Source organism: Devosia faecipullorum (assembly GCF_015158295.1).
In the GTDB taxonomy this organism is placed as follows: Bacteria; Pseudomonadota; Alphaproteobacteria; order Rhizobiales; family Devosiaceae; genus Devosia; species Devosia faecipullorum.
In genome coordinates this window covers 88,253-111,686 of the sequence record NZ_JACDXV010000008.1, presented here as the reverse complement: position 1 = coordinate 111,686, position 23,434 = coordinate 88,253, and the positions used below count along the sequence as shown (strand labels likewise).

Here is a 23,434-nt window from a genome sequence, read left to right as displayed (position 1 = left end):
ACGACAAACCATCCAGCATCGGCGCTTGCAGCACCGCAAGCTCGCCGCATAACATCAACCCAAAGACGAGGCCGATACTCCGCTAATCCAAGACCCAAACTGCGCCAAATGATCTGACGACGGACACATGGGTTTTCTCTCGGGCTCCGCTCCGGGTAGCCCTAGTGTTACGAATGTGGTGATGTGCTTTAGTGTAGGTACCGGCCAAACGGATCGGGCGGCACTGGCGAGAGAGACGGCGTCCCTGGGCGGACAGTCGGTTGCGTCTTATATGGTCCAGAAATGGTCGGGATCGTTTCGACCAATAGGTTCGAACCTAGTCGTACCTGAGTGCTTCCATGTCTCTTATATGGCAACCGAAACCCACGCCGCCCTTCACAGCGACCTTTGCAGTGTTACAGTATCGTGCTACAAAACGTGCCGCAGCGATGAGCCGAGTGGCCCAGAATTGCTGGACTTTCGGGATGGATGAGGAAATTCCCTTCCTCTCCGCCATTTTCATCAAAATGTTCTAAAATGAGCAGTGCCGCACATGCGGTGGTGAGCGGCGCTGTTGGTGTAATGTCGTCAGGCGGGCGTCAGCCGCATCTGGGGCTGGCCGTTGCCGCGCAGGGCGGGAGATATGCCGCGACTGTCGATCGTGGCGGTGACGCGGTGGCGCAGTGCCGCGAACATGAAGGTCGGGGTGACATTGACGGGCCCGTCGAACTGCACGGTGACGGTGAAGTACTCACGATTGCCCGACATTTGGACGCCGATCAGCAGGCCAGTGAAGCTCTGCTCGAGGTAGAAGCCTTTGACCCGCATGCCGACTTGAAAGGGGACGGCGACACGCTCCGGCAGCGCTGCGCGGGCAGTGTTCCAATCGCGATAGCCGTGGGCGCGGGCAATTTCCTCGAGTGCAGCGCCATGGGTGATTGGCTGGCCCAGGCGTACGCGATCTTCGCGCAATTGTTTCGCCTCGGATTTCAGACTGGTGACGGAAGGGGTATCGAGCGAAAAAGACATATCGGGTCTCTCCAGAAAGGAGGCGACGTCTTGCATGGGTGCCCGCATTGCCATGATGCGCCTTGGGAGAAAACAACCGAAGGGACCATAAAAAGGCTGGACTTCACCATGGATCTTGCGATCCGCGGGCGGCAGGCGCCAGCAACCAGTGGCAGAAATGGGCTCGATTGGAGAGCGAGTCAAGTCTGACCCGATCACTTGCAGTGATGGGGTGATCAGACAATTGTGTTAGCGATCGGCCCGGCTTGCGGCTAGGAACGGGTTGATACGGAGAAAAACCATGACCGAGCTATTATTGTTCCTCGCGGGCCTATTGGGCGGCGCGCTCAATTCACTCGCGGGCGGCGGCTCTTTCATCGTCTTTCCAGCACTGCTGTTTTCCGGCGTTCCCCCGGTCCTGGCCAATGCCTCCAATACCTATGCCGCCCTGCCCGGCTATGTCAGCGGCGCCACCGGCTATTGGAAAGCCATGGCGCCTTACAAGGATCGACTGATCGTTTACGGGATCGTGTCGGCGCTGTTCGGCTATATTGGCGCCGAATTGCTGCTGGTGGTGTCGGACGAGCTCTTCTCCATGGTCGTGCCCTGGTTAATGGGCTTTGCAGTAGCCCTATTCATCTTCGGCAACAGGATCAACACGGCGATCAAGGCGCGGAGCGGCGAAAGGCGCGGCATGAAGACGCTTGGCGCCGCACTCTTGCTGGTGCTGCTGGCTGCGGTCTGCGTCTATGGCGGGTTCTTCAATGCCGGGCTGGGAATCCTGCTGCTGGCTTTCCTCGCGATGGCCGGGATGACCGACATTCATGCGATGAATGGGCTCAAGCTCTACATCTCTTCGATCGTCGCCCTGGTCGCAGTGCTGCGTTTTGCCTTTGACGGCAGCATCGACTGGTATCACGGCTCCATCGCACTGGTGGGGGTGACCATTGGCGGCTATGTGGCGGCGCGGCTGGCCCGTTTCATCCCGTCGCTGTGGATCCGAATCGGGGTCATCGTCTATGGCATCGGCATGACCGGCTATTTCTTCTGGGTGGCCTATTTCGCCTGAGCCGGGCCCAGATCGGGGCCTTAGCCGGCCTTCCTGATCCAGACAGCCGCGTCGTGGAAGGCCGCGCCGCCAAATGGCGGGGCGGGACTGGCATTGGTGAGCATGTTGATGCCCCTTCCCCCGCGATGCGCCTTGTTGCGATGTAGGCCCTCGGCGATGAGAACGCCGGTGCGCAGCCCATCGAAAAGTCGGGCGGTGAGTTCGACCTGACCGCGGCGATTGCCAAGGATGACGGCATCGCCGTCAGCAAGGCCGATACGAACGGCATCTTGCGGATGGATGAAAACCGATGGCTCGCCCTCGCGCTTGAGGCTGCCCGGCGTCTGGTTGAAGCTCGAATTGAGAAAAGCACGTGCTGGCGAGGTGGCGAGCTTGAAGGGATGCTCGTCATCCGCCGCCTCGTTGATGGCCCAATGGTCGGCAAAACGCGGCATTGCGACGGGGTCGCAGGTCCAGCGATAGCCCTTGCGATCCGCGACCTCCTGCCAGTTGGGCTGGAAGCGGAAGCGACCATCGGGCCAGCCGAAGCCATTGGCGAAGCGGGCGACGTCATCAGGACGCTCGCGATCGATGAAACCGGTCTTTTCCACCTCGTCCAGCGCCGGATAGTTGGAACGGGCGAAGGTGTCGGCCACCACGTCTCTGTCGCTGGCGTGGAACACCGGATCATCGCTGCCGAGGCGCAGGGCGATGGCGTTGATGACCTCGTGGTTGGAGCGGGCCTCGCCCGGCGCTTCGACCACGGCCGGTCCATAGAGAATACGGGTATGACCGCCCCGCGTGTAATAGTCATTGTGTTCGAGGAACATGGTCGCAGGCAGCACGATGTCGGCCAATTCCGCCGTTTCGGTCATGAATTGCTCATGCACGACGAGGAACAGATCCTCTCGCATCAGCCCCTGCCGGACCAGCGCCTGATCGGGAGCGACCGCCGCCGGATTGGTGTTCTGCACGATCATGGCGTGAACCGGCTTGCCGCCCTGGAGCGCCCCGGCATCGCCGGTGAGGATCGGGCCGATCTCGGACATGTCGAGCAGGCGGGGATTGCCCTTTTGCAGATGGACGCCCTCGAGACGGGATTTGTCGAGGGCCCAGGTGCCGGAATTGGAGTGGAAGGCCCCGCCGCCCCGATGCTGCCAGGCTCCGGTCATGGCGGGAATGCAGAGCACAGCATGAACAGCGGTGGAGCCGTTGCGCTGGCGGGAAAAGCCGTAGCCGAGGCGGAAGAAGCTGCGCGGCGTCTTGCCGACCAAATGGGCGAAGGCTTCGATCTCCGCCACGGACAGGCCGGTGATCGCCGAAGCCCATTCCGGTGTCCGGGTTTGAAGGTGAGATTCAAATTCGGGAGAGAAATCGGTGTATTTCGCCATGTAGCGGCGGTCGGCGAGATTGTCGCGCAACAGTACATGCATGACCGCAACGGCCAGCGCGCCATCGGTGCCAGGACGCAGGACCAGGCCCATATCTGCCTGTTCCATAGTCGCATTGCGGTAGATGTCGATGACCACGATTTTCGCGCCGCGGATTTTGCGGGCGCGCATGGCGTGGGTCATGACATTGACCTGGGTATGCACCGCATTGGTGCCCCAGATGACGACGCAATCGGCTTCCGCCATCTGCTCGGGGTTGACGCCACCAAGAAGGCCGGTGCCGGCGATGTAGCCGGGCCAGGAGAGCCCCACGCAAATGGTGTCATATTGGTGGGAATAGCCGCGCACGGCGCGCAGGCGTTCGATACCGTCGCGATGCACATGGCCCATAGTGCCGGCGTAAAAATAGGGCCAGACCGATTCAGGACCGGATCTGGTTTCGACCTCGAGAAAGCGGGTCGCAATCTCGTTCAGCGCCTCGTCCCAGGAAATGGCCTGCCATTGACCCGAACCTTTGGGGCCGGCGCGGCGCATCGGGTGCAGCAGTCGCTCGGGATGTTGGATGCGCTCGGCATAGCGCGCGACCTTCTCGCAGATCACGCCCGCCGTGTAGGGATCGTCCTTGGCCCCGCGGACACGGCCGACCGAACCATCGGCCAAAATATCGACATCCAGCGCGCAGACGGACGGGCAGTCATGCGGACAGACGGAGCGGATCGTATGCTTGGAAACCGGTGCGTTCATGGCGGCGACGCTATTTCAGCTGGATCAGGGCGGCAAACGCATTGTGGTTATGACCCGGATCAAGCGGAATGATGGCGCCGCGCGCGTCTAGGCGGCAAATGCCTTGGTGGCACTTTCCGCGTTGCGTCGGGCGCGGGTTGCGGCATGTTTGGCCAATTGCGCCGCGCCGCCGTGAAATTGCGAGAAGGTGATGCGGCCATTGGCGGCGCTGATGGTTATGCCGCGCCAATTGGGTCGAACGGCATGAATGTCGGCCCAGTTCAGAACTGTCTCTCGGCCCGTCAAAGACCGATGGGCAATCTGCCGGTGGTCCCAGCGGGTGTGGGTGAACAGGCCGAGCATGCCGATGGACACCGACCCCGCCGCCAGAGTGAGCACCGCTATGTAGGTGGCGATCAGCTGGGTCGTATCGGCAATGCTGCCCATGACGATGACGGCAAAGAGCAGGACAGACGCTAGGGCCGCCGAACCGTAGCAGGCGAAATATTCCACGAGAGACGGCCGCAATTCGGCCCAGCCGCCTTCGATGATGAACCCCTCCTCCGGCTGCACGAGGCGCAGCGCCAGAAACGCCGCATAGCCGAATGCGACGATGCCAGCGGCACGGGCGAGCGGCAAATGCGCGGTGAGCGGCACGTGTTTTAGAATGATAAGAAAGGTGATCGTAAACAGCGGCAAAGCCACTTCCTGCCAACGCAAAGGCACTCTTGTTCTCTCCAGGGTGCAGGCCGGCGACGCAAGTTCGGCAAAGCTGATGAGCCATAAGGGGGTACATCGCGGCGATTTGGCTATTCACAATTTTGCCATAAGTGGGCCAGACCTCGGCTTGAGCGATTTAATGCAAAGAGTCAGCAAGCTTGCGAGTTGAGTCGGATACAGCCGATAACAAATTGAAAAAGCAGGAATAATTCAGAAAAATTCGCTGATCGTCATTTTTCTCAGATCACCGAAAACGATTTAATGGACACATTGCCGCCGGCCCTGTAGCTCTGCGCTCCGCTGGGAGGGGCGGATGACGACAAAGCCACGTTTGCCGGTGACGGCGCTGTTCGGGATGAACATGTTCTTCTCGGGCGTCACCTATGCCGCCACCATCCCCTATGCCTCGCTGGTGGGCGTGGATGCGCTGGGCCTGTCGCCGGCCTTCTTCGCTAGCGTCATGGCGGCAGGCTCGATCCTGGGCACGTTCGTGTCACTGGGGCTCGGCTATCTCTCGGACAAACTGCCCGACCGGAGACTGCTCGTTCTGCTTACCGCACTGGCCGGCATGCTGGCCCATGGCCTGATCTATCTGTGGCCGAATGCGATGAGCTTCATCATTTCCATGGCCCTGATCATGCCCGTCGCGGGGGCGTGCTATGGGCAATGTTTCGGCTATGTGCGGGTCTACTACGTCAAGCACATGCCCCAGCGCGCCGATTTTATGGTGACGGTCCTGCGCACCGTCTTCACGCTGGCCTGGATCGTCGTGCCGCCGCTGGCCGGCTGGGTGGCGGCGGAATTCAGTATTTTCAACGTCTATCTCGCGTCCGCGCTGAGCTATGCCGGGGTCGCCGCGATTTTCCTGTTGCTCATCGGCGACAAGGCGACAGCCGTGCAGATCGCGCCGCCGCCGCGCCTTGAGGGCGCCTCACGCTTTTCGTCATTCGCCTTGCGTCCCGGCACGCTGGCCGGGCTGACAGGGCTCGTGGTGATGACCGGAGCGATGCGGATTCTGACCCTGACCATCGCCCTGTTCATCGTCACCGACCTCGGCGGGTCACTGACCGATGTGGGGCTTTACGCCGGCATCACGGCGGCAATCGAGGCCCCGTTCATGCTGCTGCTGGCCTATTTGACGACGCGGCTGACAAAGGAAACCCTGCTGGCCGCAGCAGGACTGGTCATGGCGCTGTTCATCAGCCTTGCCAGCATGCTCACCAGCGTGAGCGACTTGTTCTGGCTATTGGTGCTGAACGGATTGGGCACTGCGGCGCTGATGAGCGTCAACATCGCCTATGTGCAGGACGCCATCAAAGGCCGGGTCGGGCTCTCGACGTCGCTGATGGATGTAGTGGCGATCGCCGCAAACCTCTTGGGCGCGGCCGGGTTCGGCCTGCTGGCCGCCAATGGCGATTATCGTTTCGCCCTGGCGATTGCGGCGGCCATTGCCATCCTTGGCGCCGCGATCATGGCCTTGGGCAATGTGGGCCGGCTGGGACGAATCCAAGCCGACCCGGCCTGACCGGAAAACCGGAACGGCTTGGCTGGATCAGTCGTCGGCGCGGCGCTTCTTGTGGTCCTTGGGCTTGGCCGCCTTCTTCTTGGCCGGGCGGGGCTCGCCTTCGGCGACGGGCTGGGACCATTTCGGCTTGCCCTTGTCTTTGGCGACGGGCTTTGCCGCTTTCACCGGCTTTTCGGACGGCTCGGCGGGCCGCTCAAAATCATCGGGACGCAGATTGGATGAACCATAGCGCTGCTTGCGGTCGGCGCGCTCGGGGCGCGGCGCCAGTGGATCGTATTTCTCCGGGGGGCCGGGCGGACGACGCCGGGATTGCGGGCGTTCCTGCCGTTCGCCGGGGCCATCGATGGACGAAATGTGGACGCCCCGTTCGCCGGTGCCGTTCTTGCCGACCGAGCGGAGGAAGGAATCCACCTTGTCGGCGGCGACCTCGAAATGGGTTTCGGTATCGAAAATACGGATCGAGCCCACGGCGGCCTTGCTGACCCCGCCGGCCTTGCAAATCATGGGCAAAAGCCAGCGCGGCTCGGCGCGTTGCTTGCGGCCAAGATTGACCTTGAACCAGGAACCCCCTGCAAAAGCCTCACGAGTGCGGGGCGTGCGCTCGGCTTCCAATTCAACCGCAGAAACGTCTTCAGGAATGGGCCGGTTTGCGATTTGCATGCGAAAATATGCTGCTGCAATCGCTTCTGGAGACCATTTCGCTAACAGACTGCTCACACTTGCCTGCTCGTCCTCGGTGATGGACACGCCAAGCAGGGGATTGTCCAGAATCTGCTCGCGATAACGCGCATCGATGGCCTCGGCGGAAGGCGGCGCGATCATCTCCGCCTCGATTTTCGCGGTGCGCAGAATGGAGAGCGCGACGCGCTTGCGGTGGGCGGGAGCGATGACGACGCATGTGCCCTTGCGCCCTGCCCGTCCGGTGCGGCCCGAGCGATGCAGCAAGGTCTCGGCATTCATCGGCAGATCGGCATGGATGACCAGATCGAGATTGGGCAGATCGATGCCGCGCGCGGCCACGTCGGTGGCGACGCAGATGCGGGCGCGCCCATCGCGCATGGATTGCAGCGCATTGGTGCGTTCGGCCTGGGTCAGTTCGCCCGAGAGGGTCACGACGTCGAAGCCGCGATTGTGCAGGCGCGCCGACAGATGCTTCACCGCCTCGCGGGTGGAGGCGAAGACGATGGTATTGGTGCTCTCGTACCAGAGCAGCGTGTTGATGACGGCATTTTCGCGCTCGGCGGCGGGAACAGCCATCAGCTTGTAGTCGATATCGGCATGCTGCTGGCCGGCGCTGGCCGCGGTGATGCGCAGGGCATCGCGCTGGAAGGTCTTGGCCAGATCGGCGATGGGGCGCGGCACCGTGGCGGAAAAGAGCAAGGTGCGCCGATCCTCGGGCGCGGCGTCGAGGATGAATTCGAGATCTTCGCGGAAACCGAGATCGAGCATTTCATCGGCTTCGTCGAGGACGACGGCGCGCAGGGCAGACATATCGAGCGCGCCGCGGGTGATGTGGTCGCGCAGGCGGCCGGGCGTGCCGACGACGATATGGGCGCCCCGCTCCAGCGCACGGCGCTCTGTACGCTGATCCATGCCGCCGACACCGGCGGCGGTCTGGGCATGCATCTCGGCATAGAGCCAGTCAAGCTCGCGGCGCACCTGCATGGCCAGTTCGCGCGTCGGGGCAATGACCAGAGCAAGCGGCGCGCCGGGCGGGGGCAGAATGAGATCGTCGCCAAGCAGAGTCGGAGCAATGGCCATGCCGAAGGCTACGGTCTTGCCCGAGCCGGTCTGGGCTGAGACGAGCAGGTCACGGCCCTCGGTATGGTCTTCCAGAATGGCGGACTGGACCGGGGTAAGGGTCTCATAGCCTTTGGCCTCAAGGGCGCGGGCAATCGGTGGGGAGATATTTTCAGGCAGGGACAATGTCGTACTTTCGGAGCGGGATACACCATGGGTGCCGTGTCCCCCGTTCATCCGGGATGCTCCGACATAAAAATGGTGTTCATCAATGGGGCCCTGGCCATCATGGCGGAGGACCAGCGTTCGGCACTATAGCACGAACAAGCAAAAAGGCCGCCCGGCGGGCGGCCTGGTGTTTTATTTGTGGGAGCATCGTCCCGGCCTTTCGCAAGACTCAGGGCGTTCGTCCCTCAAATCGCTCCACCGGAGCGATTTGTCGGCCGGCTAATGCCAGCCGCCGGGTCTCACCCAACGAGCTCTTCATCCGAGAAGAAGAACTTGATTTCTTCGGCAGCGGTTTCGGGAGCATCCGAACCGTGGACCGAATTTTCACCGACCGACAGAGCGAACAGCTTGCGGATGGTGCCTTCATCGGCATTGGCCGGATTGGTGGCGCCCATGATTTCGCGGTTCTTGAGAATGGCGTTTTCGCCTTCGAGAACCTGCACGACGACCGGGGAAGCGATCATCTGCTCGACCAGTTCACCGAAGAAGGGGCGTTCCTTGTGGACCGCGTAGAAGCCTTCGGCCTGAGCGCGGGTCATGTGGATCTTCTTGAGGGCGATCGGGCGCAGGCCGTTCTCTTCGAACTTGGCGATGATCTTGCCGATCAGATTACGGCGGACGGCATCGGGCTTGATGATGGAGAAGGTGCGTTCGATCGCCATGGCGGTCATGTCCTGCATTTGCTTGGAAAAGGTGGGGCCTTGTAACGGGAGAGCGCGCAGGGCGCAAGACAGCGCAGAGCAACGCACCATTGCGTCCATCGCGCAAAATGTTGAGAAGTCGGCCGAGCCTGTCTAGAGACGGCGTGCGTTCTATTGAACGCAGAGTGCCGCTCTATCTTTTTGTTATCGCATCGCTTTTGCAGAAAACCGGATTCCACTTTTCTGCACGATACTCTAGAGACGGCAATGACACCGGACCAGAGGGCCAAGACCCCAAGATGAACGCCGAGATGCACCATGCCAATTCCGCCGCATTCCTGGATGCAGGCGGGGCTTTTCGCCGTCAGCCACGTGCACAGGGCAGGACGCGGCCGCAGGCATTCCACGATAATTACGATGCGCTGCTGCTCTTTTACGATTGCTTCCGCTCGGGGCGCGACGTGCTCCTGGTCGGACCACCGCCGCATGGATTCGAAAAGGCGCAAAAATCGGCCCGCATTGTCGGCCTGCCCGGCGAAATCCCGCTGACGGCCCGCCACCACGGTTCGGTATCGGTGATGATCACGCAATTGACGGGGGTTCCGGCTGAAGTCGACACGATCCGCGTGTCGCTATCGGACGGGCAAAGCTTCCTGCTGCCGATCCAGCCATCGCATATCGAGGATTTCGCCGGGCGGCGGCTCGCCTTCACCATGAGCAAGAACAACGATCTGCTCTGGATCGCCGAATGGGCGCGTTTCCACGCCAAGGAGCATGGCACCGACGCCATCGTGTTCTTCGACAATGGCTCGACACGTTACGAAACCGACGAGATCGCCGCCACGATCGCGGCCCAAGGCATCGCCAAAGTCGCGGTTCACAGCTGGCCCTATCTCTATGGCGCGCCGGACCCGGCCATCAGGCTCAATCCCTTCTATACCCAGTTCCTGCAAGTGGGGTCGATGAGCGTCGCGCTGCGCCGTTATGGGATGGAAAGCGTGGGCGTGCTGAACTGCGACGTGGACGAATTGGTCACGACCTCCGGCAAAGCCAGCATCTACGAGGCCGTCGAGCAAACGCCTTCGGGACTGATCGTGATGCAGGGGCGCTATATCGAAGTGGTGCCGGACGGGGCAGACACGCCTTTTGGCGATCACCGCGACTATTCGCACTATCTCGCCGATCCCAAGCTGGCGCTGTCGGGGCCGAAGAAATGGATTCTCGACCCCAAACGCGCCTGGGTGAAGAACCTCAAGGTACATCCCTATATGCACTGGATCGAGAACCGGCCGTCCTTCTCGAAGACGCGGGACGCGGCGATCTTCTATCGTCATTTCCGGGCGATCAATACCAATTGGAAAGACCGGCGCACCGAGCTGGCACCCCTGCCCCAGCAGGATTTGCTGATCGACGAGGACTTCCGCCAAAGCTGGCGCGAGGAGTGACCGATCGGCCACCCTCAGGCTGCGGCCATTTCGGCGACAGCATGACGCGCATTGCCTTCTCGGCCGGGAATCCCTAATTCGGGCGGCAAAGAGTTTCGCGCGTTTGGCGCGTTTCATGCGTCCCTGCCCCAATCGGCGCGCGCGGGGGCCACGCCAGCGGATTAATCGATTGCCATGTTGAACATCAATAATCTGACCTATCGCATTCAGGGCCGCGTGTTGCTGGAAGACGCGTCTTTCGTGTTGCCGGACAATGCCAAGGCCGGGTTTGTCGGCAAGAACGGCACCGGCAAGACCACGCTGTTCAATCTCATCCAGGGCTATATCGGGGCCGATAGCGGCTCCATCGAAGTCAACAAGAAAGCCCGGATCGGCGCGGTGGCGCAGGAGGCCCCGGCTGGCGACGAGACGGTGCTGGAGGTGGTTCTGGCCGCCGACAAGGAGCGCACGGCGCTGATGGCTGAAGCCGAAACCGCCACCGATCCCGACCGGATCGGCGAGATTTATACGCGGCTGGCCGACATCGATGCACACACAGCCGAAGCGCGCGCTTCATCGATCCTCAAGGGGCTGGGCTTCGAGCAGGACCGGCAGAATGCGCCGACGCACGAGCTATCCGGCGGCTGGCGCATGCGCGTGGCGCTGGCGGCGGTGCTGTTCAGCCAGCCCGACCTGCTGCTGCTGGACGAGCCGACCAACTATCTCGACCTCGAAGGCACGCTGTGGCTGGAAAAATACCTCGCCACCTATCCCTATACCGTCTTCCTGATCAGCCACGACCGCGACCTGCTCAACAAGGCGGTCAATTCCATCGTGCATCTCGAGCATCGCAAGTTGACCTTTTACAAGGGCAATTACGACACGTTCGAAAATACCCGCCGCATGCAGATGGAGCTCAATAACAAGAGCCGCGAAAAGACGCTGGACCAGATCGCGCATCTGCAAAAGTTCGTGGATCGCTTCAAGGCCAAGGCCACCAAGGCCAAGCAGGCGCAGGCCCGCGTCAAGATGATCGAAAAGCTGCGTCCGCCCGAGGCCATGTTCGACGAACACGCCGCCCCGTTTCAGTTCCAGCAGCCCAAGGTGGACCTGCCCACGCCGATGATCACTCTGGACAAGGTGGCCACCGGCTATGGCGACAAGATCATCCTGCGCAATGTCACCCAGCGCATCGACCCGGATGCGCGCATCGCGTTGATCGGGGTCAACGGCAATGGCAAATCCACCTTCGCCAAGCTGCTGGCCGGCGACATTCCGGTGATCGACGGCAGTCTCAAGATCAACAAGAAGCTCGATATCGCGCATTTCGCCCAGCACCAGATGGACAAGCTGCGGCCCGAGGAAACCCCGCTCGAGCATGTTACCCCGCTGATGCCGCTGGAAAACGAAGCGAAGCGGCGGAGCCGGCTGGCGCAGATGGGGCTGACCACCAGCCGCATGGATACCAAGGCCAAGAACCTCTCGGGCGGCGAAAGGGCGCGGCTTCTGATGGGGCTGATCACCTTTTCCGGCCCCTCGATGATGATCCTCGACGAGCCTACCAACCATCTGGACATCGATAGCCGCGACGCGCTGGTGCATGCGCTCAACGACTACGAGGGCGCGGTGCTGATCATCAGCCATGACCGGCACCTGATCGAGGCGACCTGCGATGTCCTGTGGATCGCCGAGGGCGGCACGATCCGCGAACTGGACGAAGACCTCGATTCCTACCAGCGCAACATCACTTCCTCCAAGGAGGGCAAGGGCGGCGCGGGCGGAGCCGGTGCGCGCAAGGCGAGCAAGCAGGAAGCGGCTGCACGCCGGGCCGAACTGGCGCCGCTGAAGAAATCGGTCGCCGATGCGGAAACCAAAATGGGCCGGCTGAAGACTGAGATCGACAAGATCGAGGCGCAGCTGAACGACCCCAAGGTCTATAACGGACCGCCGGACCGCATGATCGCGCTGGGCAAGGACAAGGCACGGTTCAGCGCCGATCTCGCAGCCATCGAGGAGCAATGGCTGGAATTGAGCACGGAGCTTGAGGAAGCGGAACGGGCTTAGGCGGCCTGTCTGGCCGCTCTTTTCCCCTCCGCTCCGGAAGCACTCACCACGTCGCAGCGTGAGATCGTTGACAGAAAAGGCCGCTTGCCCTCTTGTGGCCGGGAATGCGCGTGAGGGTAAGATGGGCCGCCTGCTGCTGTTGATCGTGCTGCTTGTCGGGCTCGGCGCCGTTCCCGCCCAGGCCGATATGCTTTCCGGCCTCACCAAGGCCCAGCGCGCCGAAACACTGCGCTTTGCGATCAATAACAGCCTGTTCACGCTTTATCACGAAGTCGGCCACCTGCTGATCGACAAGCTCAAGCTGCCCATGCTGGGGCGCGAAGAGGATGCCGCGGACAATATCGCCACCTGGCTGCTGCTGCAAAAGGGCACACCGGACGCCAACAGGACGCTGGAGGACGCCGCCAAGGGCTGGAAGATGACCGGCATGCTCTATGGCGACAATTATGACGAAGACGATTACGCCTTCGGCTATACGCCCGACCGTTTTCGCTCCCTGCAGATCGTCTGCCTGATGGTGGGCGCCGACCGGTCGGCCTTCCGGCCCGTGGCCAATGCGTTTTCGCTGGAGCCCGACCGCCAGCGCAGCTGTCATTTCGACTATGGCGTGGTGGACCGTTCGCTCCGCGCCCTGCTGGACAATGCCGGCAGCGGCACCAAGGTGGACGTGCATTATCATGACGGCGGGCGGCGGCTGCGGCTGGCGGAGCGGATCTTGCGCCAGAGCGGCATTTTCGACGATGTCGCCGAAGAAGTGCGCCGGGGCTACAAGCTCGATGGAAGGGTGAAATTCACGGCGCGCGGCTGTGGTGAGCCCAATGCGTTTTACGACCCCGACGCGGCCGAAGTGATCTTCTGCTACGAACTGGTCGAGGATTTCCTGAACGTCTATGTGGACGATTTGCCGGCGCGCACGCGGCCGAGGAACTGATTTTTTGCGGCAGCGGGAACGCCCCCTGCCGCGGGGGGCAATCGATGAAGACTATTGTTGCGGCATTGGCCGCCTCGCTTTGGCTCGGCCTCATGGCCGGGGGCGCTGTCGCCGAGGACAGCGAAGACGACATCCTGGCCGCCGCCATGGCTTTCGCCATGCACGATGCCGCCTTCACCATGTATCACGAGATCGGCCACATGCTGGTGGGCGAGCTTGAATTGCCGGTCCTGGGCAAGGAAGAAGATGCCGTGGACGCGCTGGCAACCATCTGGCTGCTGGAATTCGACGAGAGCGAGGACAGCTATGACGCGCTGATCGATGCGGCGGATGGCTGGTATTTCAACGCAGTCAATTCCACCGGATCGGGGGTGGACGAGTTTTCCTATTATTCGGACCATAGCCTCGACATCCAGCGGGCCTATGCCATGGTCTGCATGATGGTGGGCAAGGACGCCGACATCTTCGGGGACACCGCCGATGCCTATGAAATCGACCCGGACCAGCAGGAGAACTGTTCCGATATCTATGATCAGACCTTCACCTCATGGATGCGGCTGCTGGAGCCCCATCTGACCGGGGAGGACGAAATCTCCGACATCGAGGTCATCTACGAGGATGCAGGCGATTACGAGGAATATGCCGAAGCGCTGAAGCAATATGGCATCATGGAATATGCTGCCGGCACAGTGGCGGCCAGCTTCGCGCTGCCGGGACCGGTGACCTTTCGCGCCACCCAGTGCGGCGAAGCCAATGCCTTCTACGACCCGAGCGAAAGCGAAGTGATCTATTGCTACGAAATGGCCGAGCACATGGTCTACATGTATCTCTACGACATCATGGGCTGGGGCGACACGGCGAACTGAGACCGCGCAATTGCCGGCTCAGCTGAAGCCGACATAGCGGCCGGGGCGGTGGTTGAGCGCGACGATCATGTTGAGCACCAGCGCGCCGGCCACCGAATAGGCCACCTTGTCCAGCGGCAGGATGAAGAAGGCGGCGATGAGGATGAGCGCATCCACGCCGAGCTGGAAATAGCCGGCGCGGATGCCGAAATTGTCCTGAAGAAACAGCGCCAGGATATTGATGCCGCCAACGCTGGCCTTGTGGCGGAACAGCGACAGTATGCCCAGCCCGATCAGCCCGCCCCCCACCAGCGCCGCGAAGAGCGGATCGATGGCGTCGATGCCGATCCAGATCGGGAACCTGCCGGCAAAGAAGGACACGATGCCCACGCTGGCCATGGTCTTGAGGGCGAAGGGCCAACCCATGCGCAGGAAGGCCAGACCGTAAAACGGCAGATTGACGGCAAAGAACAGCCAGCCGAAGGGAATGCCGGTGGCATATTGCAGTAGCAGCGCCAGGCCGGCGGTGCTGCCGGTGGTCAATTGCGCCTCGGCGTAAAAGGCGATGCCGAGCGATACCAGCGTGGTGCCGATGAAGATGGCGAAGATGTCCTCATACCATTTGTGATGACTGGGCGAGGACAGGTCCTGGGTCATGATGGCGCGTTTGCCTTGGCTTTTTCGATCCAGCGCCCGCTGTCTTCCTGCTGCCAATAGGTGAGCGGATGGCCTGCATCTTTCAGTGCCCGCCAGGCCAGACGCGCTTCGGCCAGGGCATCGGGATCGTGACCGGAGAACAGATAGACCAGCCTGTCATAGCCATCGGCGGATTGGGGCACGGCGCGATCGACGAAGAAACGCACATTGGCGCCGTTGGCATTGTTCGACCCGGTGGTGAGGAGCACGGGCTGGTGCGCGTCACTGTCCTCCCCATCCATGCCGTGGGGCAGGAAGGAATCGTCCCGAAACGTCCAAAGATGGCTGTCCAGCGCCTCGGCCCGCTCGCGCGAGCCGATTTCCACCACGGCGCGCCAGCCCCGCTCAACCGTCTTTTCCAGCAAAAGCGGCAAGACCGAATCCAGGGAGCGCGTTTCGAGGTGGTAAAAAAGGATATCGGCCATGGGCGGAGCTTATCGCCGCGAAGGGTGGTTCGCCTAGCCGCTTTGTCGCCCACCCCCGGACCAAAAGCGCGCTGCGCCATTGTTTCGCCGCGCGAACTACCCCAAGGTGACGCGCGGTTCGACCCTGACGAAACTCGATGAGAAAACTCACTGCCTATCTGACGCGCCTGTTTGCGACCGACGCGGTGATCCTGTTCGGCATCGTGTGCGTTCTGCTATGGCTGGTCAATTGCCTGCGCTCATTCGAAGTGGTGTCCGTCAAGGGGCAGGATTTCGGCACTCTGGCGGTTCAGGCGCTCTACACCATGCCGCCGTTGGCCTTGTCGTTTTTCTATATCTGCGTGGGCATCGGCATGGTGCGGGCGCTGTCGGCGCTGCAAAACAGCCACGAACTGCATATCATCCACACCAGCAATGGCCTGGCCGGGCTATGGCGGGCGACGCTGGCGACGACCAGCGTGGCGTCGCTGTTCGCATTGCTGCTGGTGCATGTGGCCGAACCGCTCGCCAATCGGCAGCTCAACGTCCTGTCCGCGGCAATCGCGGCGGACCTGGTGAGTTCGACGCTGAAACCCAACCGCTTCACCCAGGCAACGCCGGGCGTGGTGATGATGATCGGCGGGCGCGCCGATGGCGGGGAGATCACCGAATTTTTCGCCGATGACCGACGAGACCCTGAAACGCGCCGCACCTATATCGCCAAATCCGCCCGGGTCATGGCGCTGAACGACGATTATATTCTCGAATTGCGCGACGGCACGCTGCAATATCTGGCCGCCGATGGCCGCTATTCGGAAATCCGCTTCGCCCGCTATGACGTCAATGTGGAAAGCCTGAGCCAGCCGGGAGTGCGTGGCGATCCGCTGGCGGAGAAGGATAGTTTCACCCTGATTGGTGAGGCTCTCGAAACCGGGCAATGGTCCGACGCGGTGATCAGCCGCCTGCTTGACCGCTCCGCCGAGGCCTTGCGGGTGATCGGCCTCTGCCTCTTCGTCCTCGCCATCGCCGGTTTCCCCAGCGGGCGGCGGGCGCGCGTCCGGCTGCCGCTGGAGGCCGTGGTCATGGTGGTGGCCTTCATCGAGCGCGGCATCGGTTCCTATAGCCCGCTCGGCGTCGGCACCGGGGCCGTGGTCCTGATCGGGCTCTCCGCGGTTCTGCTGGCCGTGCGCCTTTGGCCGCGCCGCCCACAAGTCGCGGCGGCAACATGATCAACCGCATCGATCTTCTGGTTCTGGGGCGGATCGGCGGCCGTGTGCTGATTACCGTGCTGATTTTCTATGGACTGATCGCGCTGGTGGAATCGCTGGACACCTGGCGTTTCAACTATGTCGCCGAGCAGAAGGGATTGCCGACGGCGATCCTGATGGTGGCGATGAGCGCCGTGCGCTGGACCATCAAGACGCTGCCGGTGACGGTGCTGATGGGCGGCATTCTGGGTCTGGCCGATCTCAAGGCGCGCCATGAACTGACCGTCATCAAGGCCAGCGGCATGTCGATCTGGCGGGTGCTGCGCGGGCCGGTGGCCGCGCTGGTGCTGATCAGTTTCCTGATCGCGCTGGGCGCCGAGACCATCAGTACGCAGATCAACCGCGAACTCAGCCCCACGCCGCCGGGCCAGGCGACGCAGTTGACGCCGGCAGGCGAAATCTGGCTTGAGCAGCGCAGCGGCGAGGATCATTACGTGCTGATGGCGCGCGGCATGGCACCGGGCGGGGCATCGCTGGCCGATGTCACCGTGTTTTTCCTCGACGCCCGCGAGACGCCACGGCTGTCTGCCGAGGAAGCCATTCTGGAAAACGGCTTCTGGCACATGCCGGTCGCCACGTCCCGCCGAGCCGATGCGCCGCCGCAGCGCGTCTTCAATGTCAGAATACCGACAAGCTCCTCGCTGGCCGAAATCAAGCTGCGGACGGCCTCCACCGAAGACCTGACCTTTTTCGAACTGGCAGAATTGTTGCGAAACGGCGTATCCGATCCCGAAATCCGCGCCGCCACTACCATGCGGCTGATCAAGCTATTGGCATTGCCGCTGGTGCTCACCGGCTCGCTCCTGATCGCCTTCGCCTTCACCGCCGGCTATAGCCGCAGAAGCCAGATGGGACCGGCAGTGCTTTACGGGGTGGTGCTCGGTTTCGTCGTGTTCGTCATCACCGAAATGGCCGACCGGGCAGGATCGACGGGGGTGCTTCATCCGCTTTTTGCCGCCGTCGCGCCGGCCATTGTCGCAATCGTGATCGGACTGAGCGTGTTGCTCCGCAAGGAGGATGGACGAATTTGAGCGATGCCAATAGCCGGTTCGGATTTTGGCCGTATTCCTCAACCAATTGACAGCAAGGACCGGACGCCGCATTGAAGGCGTTACGAAACGAGCGGACCCGATCATGACATTTGCAGATTTCCGGCGCCTCGCCGCCGCCCTGTTCATCGCCTTCGGTGTGGCGAATGCCGCGACCATACCCGCGCAGGCGGCTACGGTGGCGACCGTCAACGGCGAGCCGATCAGCGACGTGCAGGTGGACCAGCGCATGCGCCTGTTCCGCATGGAAGGCAACAATACCGGCCGCAACGGCGCGCTGGAGCAGTTGATCACTGAAGCCATCCAGAACCAGGAAGCCAAGCGGCTGGGCATCACCGTGTCCAACGCCCAGGTCGATGCGGCATTCCTCCAGATTGCCCGCAATCTCAATGTCAGCCGTGACCGCCTGCAATCGATGTTGCAGGAGGGCGGTGTCGGTTCGGAAACCTTGCAGGCGCGCCTGCGCGCCGCCATCGCCTGGAATGCGGTTGCCGAGTCGGTGGTGATGCCGAATGTGCAGATTTCCGAACTCGAACTGGATCAGCAGGCCGCCCAGAAGGTCGCCGATTACCAGAATTTCGACTATATCCTCAAGGAAGTGACCTTTATCGGCGGCGGCGGCCGCTCGGGCCAGGCCAACAATTACCGCGCCAATTTCGCCGGCTGCGACAGCGCGGTGCAATTGTCGCTTACCTTTACCGATGTCGCTGTTGTCGATGTCGGCCGCCGCCACGCCACCCAATTGCCCGAAGCCATCGCCAAGGAACTGGCGGGCCTCAATGTGGGCGGCATCACCAAGCCGCGCGCCACCGAGGCGGGCCTGTCCATGCTCGCGGTCTGCGAGAAGGTGCAGGCGCAGGATCTGACCTTCGTGAAGGGCGGATTGCGCGACCAGGCCGGCAGCGGCGCCTATGAGCGCGAAGTGAAGGCCTATATGGACCGACTGCGCGCCAACGCCAAGATTTTCCGCTGATCGTGCGGGACGGGGCAATTTCGCCCATGCATCAATAGACCGGCAGCCGCAAATCCTGCGGCTGCTTTCGCTTTTGGGGGCAGCATGACCACGCCTTTGGCCGTCACGATGGGCGAGCCGGCCGGGATCGGGCCGGACCTGCTGCTCCGGCTTTATGCGGAACGGGTCGCGCGCGATCTGCCGGCCTTCTCGGTCTTCGGGCATGCCGGATTTCTGGCGGATCGCGCCAGGCGGCTGGGGCTCGATATTGCCGTGCGCCCGGCGAACCCCGAGGACGCTTCCGGCCTGTTCGCATCGGCGCTGCCGGTCATTCACATCGAGGGCATTGTCGAGGATCAGCCCGGCGAGGCCCGGGAGGCGTCGGCGCCGGTCGTGATCGGCGCCATCGCGCAGGCAGTCGCCGCCGTTCGGGCAGGCCGGTGCCGGGCCTTGGTGACGGCCCCGATCCACAAGGCGGCGCTCTATCAGGGCGGATTCCAGCATCCGGGCCATACCGAATTCCTGGCGGAATTGTGCGGCGCAAGATTGCCGGTGATGATGCTGGCCCATGACGATTTGCGCACCGTGCCGCTGACCATCCATGTGCCGCTCAAGGACGTGCCCCGTCTGGTGACGCATGGCCTGATCGTCGAAACGCTGGGGGTGATGGCGCACGACCTGCGGCAGCATTTCGGCATCGAGACGCCGCGCATCGCGGTGGCCGGCCTCAATCCACATGCGGGCGAGGACGGCGCTATCGGGCGCGAGGACGTAGAGATCATCGCTCCGGCCATTGCCGAGGCGCGGGCCGCCGGGATCGACGCCATCGGCCCCCTGCCCGCCGACACGTTGTTTTTCCCGCCGCATTGGCGGCAATATGATGCGGTGCTGGCCATGTATCACGATCAGGCGCTGATCCCGATCAAGACCGTCGCCTTCGATGCTGGAGTCAATGTCACGCTGGGCCTGCCCATCGTGCGGACCTCGCCGGATCATGGCACCGCCTTCGGGCTGGCCGGGACGGGCAAGGCATCGCCATCGAGCTTCGCCGCCGCCATCGCCATGGCCGACACAATGAGCACGAGACTGCCATGAGCCAGATCGACAAGCTTCCTCCGCTGCGCGAGGTGATCGCCACGCACGGCCTGCGGGCCAAGAAGGAATTGGGGCAGAATTTCCTGCTCGACCTTAACCTGACGGCGCGCATTGCCCGGGTGGGCGGTTCGCTGGAGGGGGTGCGGGTGATCGAGGTTGGGCCCGGCCCCGGCGGGCTGACGCGGGCCTTGCTGGCCGAGGGCGCGAAAGAAGTCATCGCCATCGAGCGTGACGCAAGGGCGCTGCCCGCCCTGGCTGAAGTGGCCGAGGCCTATCCCGGACGGCTGACCGTGATCGGCGGCGATGCCATGGAGATCGACTACCGCACATTGGCGGACGGGCCGACGCGACTGGTGGCTAACCTGCCCTATAATATCGGCACGCAATTGCTGACCGGCTGGCTGACCATGGAGCCCTGGCCGCCTTTCTTCGAGAGCATGACGCTGATGTTCCAGCGGGAGGTCGCCGAGCGGATCGTGGCCCGGCCCGGCGATGACGCCTATGGGCGGCTGGGCGTGTTGGCCGGATGGCGCAGCGAAGCGCGGATCGCCTTCAATGTGGGGCGGCAAGCCTTCGTGCCGCCGCCCAATGTCACCTCCGCCGTGGTGCATATCGTGCCCAAGCCGGTGGAGGCGGGACTGCCGGTAAAGCTGGTCGAGCAGGTCACGAAAGCCGCCTTCGGACAGCGGCGCAAGATGGTGCGGCAATCGCTGAAAGCGCTGGGCGTGCCGGCCGAGGGATTATTGGCGGCGGCGGGGCTCAAAGGCGACGAGCGGGCCGAAGAGCTGCCCATCGAGGCATTCCTGGCCATGGCGCGGGCTCTTCCGGGTTTGAGGCAGGGCTGACGGCCTCATATGCGTCGTCCATTGCCCGGGACAATCTGAAAGTCCGTCCTAGGCCGCTGCAGGCGGTGTGGCGGGCTTTTCCGGCATGGACAGCGGCGCGATGAAGGCAAGCCGGATGGCCACGAGCAAGGCGAGGAATGCCGCGCCGCCACAGACCACCATTACACCGGGCCAAGCCCAGGCCGTCCAGGCATAGCCGCCCAAAGTGCCGAGGATCGAGGCGCCCAGGTAATAGGTGACGAGATAGATGGCCGACGCCTGCGCCTTGCCGACAAGTGCGCGCCGCGTCACCCAGGCGCTGGCAATGCCATGGGCGGCGAAGAAGCCGATCGTGGCGATGGCAAGTCCCGAAATGATGGCGAAGGTCGAAGGAATGAGGGTAATGGCCATGCCGATGCCCATGATGGCCACCAGCGCCCAGAATACCTTGCGGCGGCCAAGTCGCTGCGACAGGCCACCGGCCCAGGTCGAACTGACGCTGCCCAGCAAATAAACCAGGAAAATCGAGGCGATGGCCGAATGGCTGAGATCGTAGGGCGGCAGGGCCAGACGAAAGCCGGCATAGTTGTAGAGCGTGACGAAGCCGCCCATGAGCAGGAACGATGCAGCAAAAAGCCACGGCAGGGCGGCATCATCGAAGCTGGCTCGGCAACGGCGCCAGAGCTCGGGCAGCCTGATCGGATCGCGCAGAAAATGGCGGGGGCGCGGCAGGAGCACGGCCACCGCAAGGGCGGCCAGCAGGATGAGAACAGCAAGAATACCGGTACCGAGGCGCCAGCCCAAAAGATCGGAGAGGACGCCCGAGAGAACGCGCCCGGCCATGCCGCCAATGGCGGTGCCACCGATATAAAGACCCATGGAAAAGCCTAGGGCATCGGGGTCCATCTCCTCGGAGAGATAGACCATGGCGACGGCGGGAATGCCGGCCAGCGACACGCCCATGAGCGTGCGCAGCGTGATCAATTCCCACCAGACCTGGGTGAACGGCAGGAGGCATCCCAGCGCCGCAGTGATCAGCAGCGCGCCGACGATGAGGGTGCGGCGGCCCAGGCGGTCGGCGAGCAGGCTGGCCGGGATGAGCGCCATGGCCATGGTGGCGGTGGTGGCGGAGAGGGCCAGCGAGGCCGTGCCCGCGTCGCGCACCCAATATTGGGCGAACATGGGCAGGAGCGGCTGCACCGAATAGAGCGAAGCGAAAACGGAAAAAGCGGCGAGAAAGAAAGCGATATTAGCGCGCAGGAATTCGGGCGTACCGCGGCGGATGGCGGCCGGGGCAGCAGCGCTTGGCGTTATGTCCCCACCTTCAGCCATTGATTCAACACGCTATCACAAAGAATCGATCTGGCTTTGCAAGTCTTTGACAAAGCTGGGCAAATTGAGCTGACGCTCGCGCTCGAGCCGGGCAGAATCGAGGATGGAGCGGACGCGCGAGACCGATTGCCCCAGATCCTGATTGACGATCACATAGTCATATTCGGAAAAATGATCCATCTCGATGCGGGCATTGCTCAGCCGCTTTTCGATGGTGCCGCTGCTGTCCTGCGCCCGGCGCTCCAGCCGCGCGCGCAATTCCTTGATGGTGGGCGGCAGGATGAACACCGTCACCATGTCCTTGCGGCTGTTACGGTAGAGCTGCAACGTGCCCTGATAGTCGATATCAAACAGGATATCCTTGCCCGCCGCCAATTGCTCTTCCACCTTGGCGCGCGGCGTGCCGTAGAAATTACCGTGGACCTCGGCGGATTCGAGCAATTCGCCATCCGCCTGCATGCGGCGGAACTGGGCCTCGTCGATAAAATAGTAATGCTTGCCCTCGACCTCGTCAGTGCGTCGGGCGCGGGTGGTCACCGAAACAGAGAGACGGATATTGTCGTCGGCATCGAACAAGGCCCGCGAAATGGAGGATTTTCCGGCACCTGAAGGAGAGGCAATCACCAGCATGACGCCACGACGCTGAAAATCCATTTTGAAACTCTACTCGATGTTCTGAATCTGCTCGCGTAGTTGATCGATCGCCGCCTTGAGGTCAAGACCGATGGCGGTCAGCTCCACTGCGTTTGCCTTGGAGCAGAGTGTATTGGCCTCGCGATTGAATTCCTGCGCCAGAAAGTCGAGGCGACGGCCAGCCGGACCGCCCTCGGCAATCAGCTTGCGGGCCGCCGCGATATGGGCGCGCAGGCGATCCAGCTCCTCCTGAATATCGGCCCTGGTGGCCAAGAGCAGCGCTTCCTGCGCCAGCCGGTCCGGTGACAGGGATGCATCGGCGCCGAGGGCCGCGAGCTGGTCGCGGAGCCGGGCCTCGATATGATCGCGGGTGCGGACAGGATGATTTTCGGCGCGGTCGCACAGAGCGGCAATGGCGTCGAGATGGGCGAGCAGGACAATGGCGATCTGGGCGCCTTCCTGCAAACGCGCCTGCTTGAGCGCGTCGATGGCTTCCGCCGCGCAGGACAGCAGCAGCGCAGATAATTCATCCTCATCGAGCGCCCCTGCCCCATCGGCACTTTCCAGCACGCCGGGCAAGGCCAGGATGCCGTCAAGGCGGGGTGGCGCGGCTTCGATGCGCTGCTCAAGGTCGGCCAGCGCCGCGAGCACGTTCTCGAGCGCCTGCTGATTGACACGCACACCGCCGCCTCCGGCGGAGATGTCGAGGCTGGCCAAGAGATTGACCGAACCCCGGTTCAGCGCCTTGGACAGAAGCTGACGCAGCGCGATTTCGGCAATGTCGAGCCCCGGCGCGAGGCGCAATCGCAGATCGAGGCCACGGCCATTGACCGATTTGACTTCAACACGCAGGCGCATGGCCCCGCTTTGCCGCTCGGCACGGGCAAAGCCGGTCATGCTCGATAGCGCCATGC

General features: G+C 62.6%; 21 protein-coding genes. 11 read left to right on the top strand and 10 right to left on the bottom strand.

Annotated elements, in window-relative coordinates; all coding sequences use genetic code 11:
• Nucleotides 1-567 precede the first annotated feature (567 nt).
• On the bottom strand, nt 568-1,008 hold the full coding sequence (locus tag H0482_RS15175) for a glyoxalase superfamily protein (protein WP_193730904.1): 441 nt from the start codon (nt 1,006-1,008) through the stop codon (nt 568-570).
• A gap of 280 nt (nt 1,009-1,288) precedes the next feature.
• Between H0482_RS15175 and H0482_RS15170 the strand changes: the two genes are divergently transcribed.
• Nucleotides 1,289-2,056, top strand: coding sequence for a sulfite exporter TauE/SafE family protein (locus tag H0482_RS15170; protein WP_193730903.1), 768 nt, complete (start codon nt 1,289-1,291; stop codon nt 2,054-2,056).
• A gap of 20 nt (nt 2,057-2,076) precedes the next feature.
• Here H0482_RS15170 and H0482_RS15165 read toward each other — a convergent pair whose 3' ends face one another.
• Together H0482_RS15165 and H0482_RS15160 are read right to left on the bottom strand one after the other, a co-directional pair.
• Nucleotides 2,077-4,170 carry a molybdopterin-containing oxidoreductase family protein gene (locus H0482_RS15165; RefSeq protein ID WP_193730902.1) on the bottom strand — a complete coding sequence of 698 codons (2,094 nt, stop codon included), beginning with the start codon at nt 4,168-4,170 and terminating at the stop codon, nt 2,077-2,079.
• An 87-nt stretch (nt 4,171-4,257) separates the two neighbouring features.
• Nucleotides 4,258-4,875: a hypothetical protein gene (locus H0482_RS15160; protein WP_193730901.1), complete on the bottom strand. Its 618-nt coding sequence runs from the start codon at nt 4,873-4,875 to the stop codon at nt 4,258-4,260.
• A gap of 307 nt (nt 4,876-5,182) precedes the next feature.
• Between H0482_RS15160 and H0482_RS15155 the strand changes: the two genes are divergently transcribed.
• Complete coding sequence (locus H0482_RS15155) at nt 5,183-6,394, top strand: MFS transporter (protein ID WP_193730900.1); 1,212 nt, start codon at nt 5,183-5,185, stop codon at nt 6,392-6,394.
• A 27-nt stretch (nt 6,395-6,421) separates the two neighbouring features.
• On the opposite strand, the gene H0482_RS15150 is transcribed toward H0482_RS15155, so the two are convergent.
• On the bottom strand, nt 6,422-8,320 hold the full coding sequence (locus H0482_RS15150; RefSeq protein WP_193730916.1) for a DEAD/DEAH box helicase: 1,899 nt from the start codon (nt 8,318-8,320) through the stop codon (nt 6,422-6,424).
• A 281-nt stretch (nt 8,321-8,601) separates the two neighbouring features.
• Nucleotides 8,602-9,024, bottom strand: a complete 423-nt coding sequence (ndk, locus tag H0482_RS15145) for a nucleoside-diphosphate kinase (RefSeq protein WP_193730899.1) — start codon at nt 9,022-9,024, stop codon at nt 8,602-8,604.
• 278 nt (nt 9,025-9,302) lie between these two features.
• Here ndk and H0482_RS15140 point away from each other — a divergent pair, with 278 nt between their 5' ends.
• From H0482_RS15140 to H0482_RS15125, 4 genes are all read left to right on the top strand, one after another.
• Nucleotides 9,303-10,448, top strand: a complete 1,146-nt coding sequence (locus tag H0482_RS15140) for a hypothetical protein (protein WP_193730898.1) — start codon at nt 9,303-9,305, stop codon at nt 10,446-10,448.
• A gap of 174 nt (nt 10,449-10,622) precedes the next feature.
• A complete protein-coding gene (locus tag H0482_RS15135) occupies nt 10,623-12,491 on the top strand; it encodes an ABC-F family ATP-binding cassette domain-containing protein (RefSeq protein ID WP_193730897.1) in 1,869 nt (622 codons plus the stop codon).
• 121 nt (nt 12,492-12,612) lie between these two features.
• Nucleotides 12,613-13,422 carry a DUF4344 domain-containing metallopeptidase gene (locus H0482_RS15130; RefSeq protein ID WP_193730896.1) on the top strand — a complete coding sequence of 270 codons (810 nt, stop codon included), beginning with the start codon at nt 12,613-12,615 and terminating at the stop codon, nt 13,420-13,422.
• A 44-nt stretch (nt 13,423-13,466) separates the two neighbouring features.
• On the top strand, nt 13,467-14,288 hold the full coding sequence (locus H0482_RS15125) for a DUF4344 domain-containing metallopeptidase (protein ID WP_193730895.1): 822 nt from the start codon (nt 13,467-13,469) through the stop codon (nt 14,286-14,288).
• A gap of 18 nt (nt 14,289-14,306) precedes the next feature.
• Here H0482_RS15125 and H0482_RS15120 read toward each other — a convergent pair whose 3' ends face one another.
• Together H0482_RS15120 and H0482_RS15115 are read right to left on the bottom strand one after the other, a co-directional pair.
• The gene (locus H0482_RS15120; protein ID WP_193730894.1) at nt 14,307-14,924 is read right to left on the bottom strand and encodes a YitT family protein; all 618 of its coding nucleotides are present in this window, start codon (nt 14,922-14,924) and stop codon (nt 14,307-14,309) included.
• Complete coding sequence (locus H0482_RS15115) at nt 14,921-15,388, bottom strand: DNA polymerase III subunit chi (protein WP_193730893.1); 468 nt, start codon at nt 15,386-15,388, stop codon at nt 14,921-14,923. The genes H0482_RS15120 and H0482_RS15115 overlap by 4 nt, the downstream gene beginning before the upstream one ends.
• Before the next feature lie 137 nt (nt 15,389-15,525).
• Here H0482_RS15115 and H0482_RS15110 point away from each other — a divergent pair, with 137 nt between their 5' ends.
• From H0482_RS15110 to rsmA, 5 genes are all read left to right on the top strand, one after another.
• Nucleotides 15,526-16,596, top strand: a complete 1,071-nt coding sequence (locus H0482_RS15110; RefSeq protein WP_193730892.1) for an LptF/LptG family permease — start codon at nt 15,526-15,528, stop codon at nt 16,594-16,596.
• Nucleotides 16,593-17,666 (top strand): LptF/LptG family permease, encoded by a 1,074-nt coding sequence (locus H0482_RS15105; RefSeq protein WP_193730891.1) that lies wholly within the window; start codon nt 16,593-16,595, stop codon nt 17,664-17,666. The genes H0482_RS15110 and H0482_RS15105 overlap by 4 nt, the downstream gene beginning before the upstream one ends.
• 103 nt (nt 17,667-17,769) lie before the next feature.
• Complete coding sequence (locus H0482_RS15100; protein WP_193730890.1) at nt 17,770-18,657, top strand: peptidylprolyl isomerase; 888 nt, start codon at nt 17,770-17,772, stop codon at nt 18,655-18,657.
• Nucleotides 18,658-18,741: 84 nt separating this feature from the next.
• Entirely contained in the window at nt 18,742-19,731 is a 990-nt protein-coding gene (gene pdxA / locus H0482_RS15095) for a 4-hydroxythreonine-4-phosphate dehydrogenase PdxA (RefSeq protein WP_193730889.1), read from the top strand.
• Nucleotides 19,728-20,576: a 16S rRNA (adenine(1518)-N(6)/adenine(1519)-N(6))-dimethyltransferase RsmA gene (gene rsmA / locus H0482_RS15090; protein ID WP_193730888.1), complete on the top strand. Its 849-nt coding sequence runs from the start codon at nt 19,728-19,730 to the stop codon at nt 20,574-20,576. The genes pdxA and rsmA overlap by 4 nt, the downstream gene beginning before the upstream one ends.
• A 48-nt stretch (nt 20,577-20,624) precedes the next feature.
• Here the strand turns inward: rsmA and H0482_RS15085 are convergent, their stop codons facing one another.
• The 3 genes from H0482_RS15085 to H0482_RS15075 are packed head-to-tail and all read right to left on the bottom strand — an operon-like array spanning nt 20,625 to nt 23,432.
• On the bottom strand, nt 20,625-21,887 hold the full coding sequence (locus tag H0482_RS15085; RefSeq protein WP_193730887.1) for an MFS transporter: 1,263 nt from the start codon (nt 21,885-21,887) through the stop codon (nt 20,625-20,627).
• Nucleotides 21,888-21,902: 15 nt separating this feature from the next.
• A complete protein-coding gene (gene gmk, locus H0482_RS15080; RefSeq protein ID WP_230989679.1) occupies nt 21,903-22,541 on the bottom strand; it encodes a guanylate kinase in 639 nt (212 codons plus the stop codon).
• A 9-nt stretch (nt 22,542-22,550) separates the two neighbouring features.
• Complete coding sequence (locus H0482_RS15075) at nt 22,551-23,432, bottom strand: YicC/YloC family endoribonuclease (RefSeq protein ID WP_193730886.1); 882 nt, start codon at nt 23,430-23,432, stop codon at nt 22,551-22,553.
• Nucleotides 23,433-23,434: the final 2 nt, after the last annotated feature.

Excerpts from the sequence above, each read along its gene's own strand:
- pdxA (WP_193730889.1), top strand. The coding sequence starts at position 18,742 with ATGACCACGCCTTTGGCCGTCACGATGGGCGAGCCGGCCGGGATCGGG.
- H0482_RS15165 (WP_193730902.1), bottom strand. The coding sequence starts at position 4,170 with ATGAACGCACCGGTTTCCAAGCATACGATCCGCTCCGTCTGTCCGCAT.
- H0482_RS15075 (WP_193730886.1), bottom strand. The coding sequence starts at position 23,432 with ATGGCGCTATCGAGCATGACCGGCTTTGCCCGTGCCGAGCGGCAAAGC.
- H0482_RS15120 (WP_193730894.1), bottom strand. The coding sequence starts at position 14,924 with ATGACCCAGGACCTGTCCTCGCCCAGTCATCACAAATGGTATGAGGAC.
- H0482_RS15115 (WP_193730893.1), bottom strand. The coding sequence starts at position 15,388 with ATGGCCGATATCCTTTTTTACCACCTCGAAACGCGCTCCCTGGATTCG.
- H0482_RS15085 (WP_193730887.1), bottom strand. The coding sequence starts at position 21,887 with ATGGCTGAAGGTGGGGACATAACGCCAAGCGCTGCTGCCCCGGCCGCC.
- H0482_RS15100 (WP_193730890.1), top strand. The coding sequence starts at position 17,770 with ATGACATTTGCAGATTTCCGGCGCCTCGCCGCCGCCCTGTTCATCGCC.
- gmk (WP_230989679.1), bottom strand. The coding sequence starts at position 22,541 with ATGGATTTTCAGCGTCGTGGCGTCATGCTGGTGATTGCCTCTCCTTCA.
- H0482_RS15130 (WP_193730896.1), top strand. The coding sequence starts at position 12,613 with ATGGGCCGCCTGCTGCTGTTGATCGTGCTGCTTGTCGGGCTCGGCGCC.
- ndk (WP_193730899.1), bottom strand. The coding sequence starts at position 9,024 with ATGGCGATCGAACGCACCTTCTCCATCATCAAGCCCGATGCCGTCCGC.
- H0482_RS15140 (WP_193730898.1), top strand. The coding sequence starts at position 9,303 with ATGAACGCCGAGATGCACCATGCCAATTCCGCCGCATTCCTGGATGCA.
- H0482_RS15170 (WP_193730903.1), top strand. The coding sequence starts at position 1,289 with ATGACCGAGCTATTATTGTTCCTCGCGGGCCTATTGGGCGGCGCGCTC.
- H0482_RS15105 (WP_193730891.1), top strand. The coding sequence starts at position 16,593 with ATGATCAACCGCATCGATCTTCTGGTTCTGGGGCGGATCGGCGGCCGT.
- H0482_RS15155 (WP_193730900.1), top strand. The coding sequence starts at position 5,183 with ATGACGACAAAGCCACGTTTGCCGGTGACGGCGCTGTTCGGGATGAAC.
- rsmA (WP_193730888.1), top strand. The coding sequence starts at position 19,728 with ATGAGCCAGATCGACAAGCTTCCTCCGCTGCGCGAGGTGATCGCCACG.
- H0482_RS15135 (WP_193730897.1), top strand. The coding sequence starts at position 10,623 with ATGTTGAACATCAATAATCTGACCTATCGCATTCAGGGCCGCGTGTTG.
- H0482_RS15110 (WP_193730892.1), top strand. The coding sequence starts at position 15,526 with ATGAGAAAACTCACTGCCTATCTGACGCGCCTGTTTGCGACCGACGCG.
- H0482_RS15125 (WP_193730895.1), top strand. The coding sequence starts at position 13,467 with ATGAAGACTATTGTTGCGGCATTGGCCGCCTCGCTTTGGCTCGGCCTC.
- H0482_RS15175 (WP_193730904.1), bottom strand. The coding sequence starts at position 1,008 with ATGTCTTTTTCGCTCGATACCCCTTCCGTCACCAGTCTGAAATCCGAG.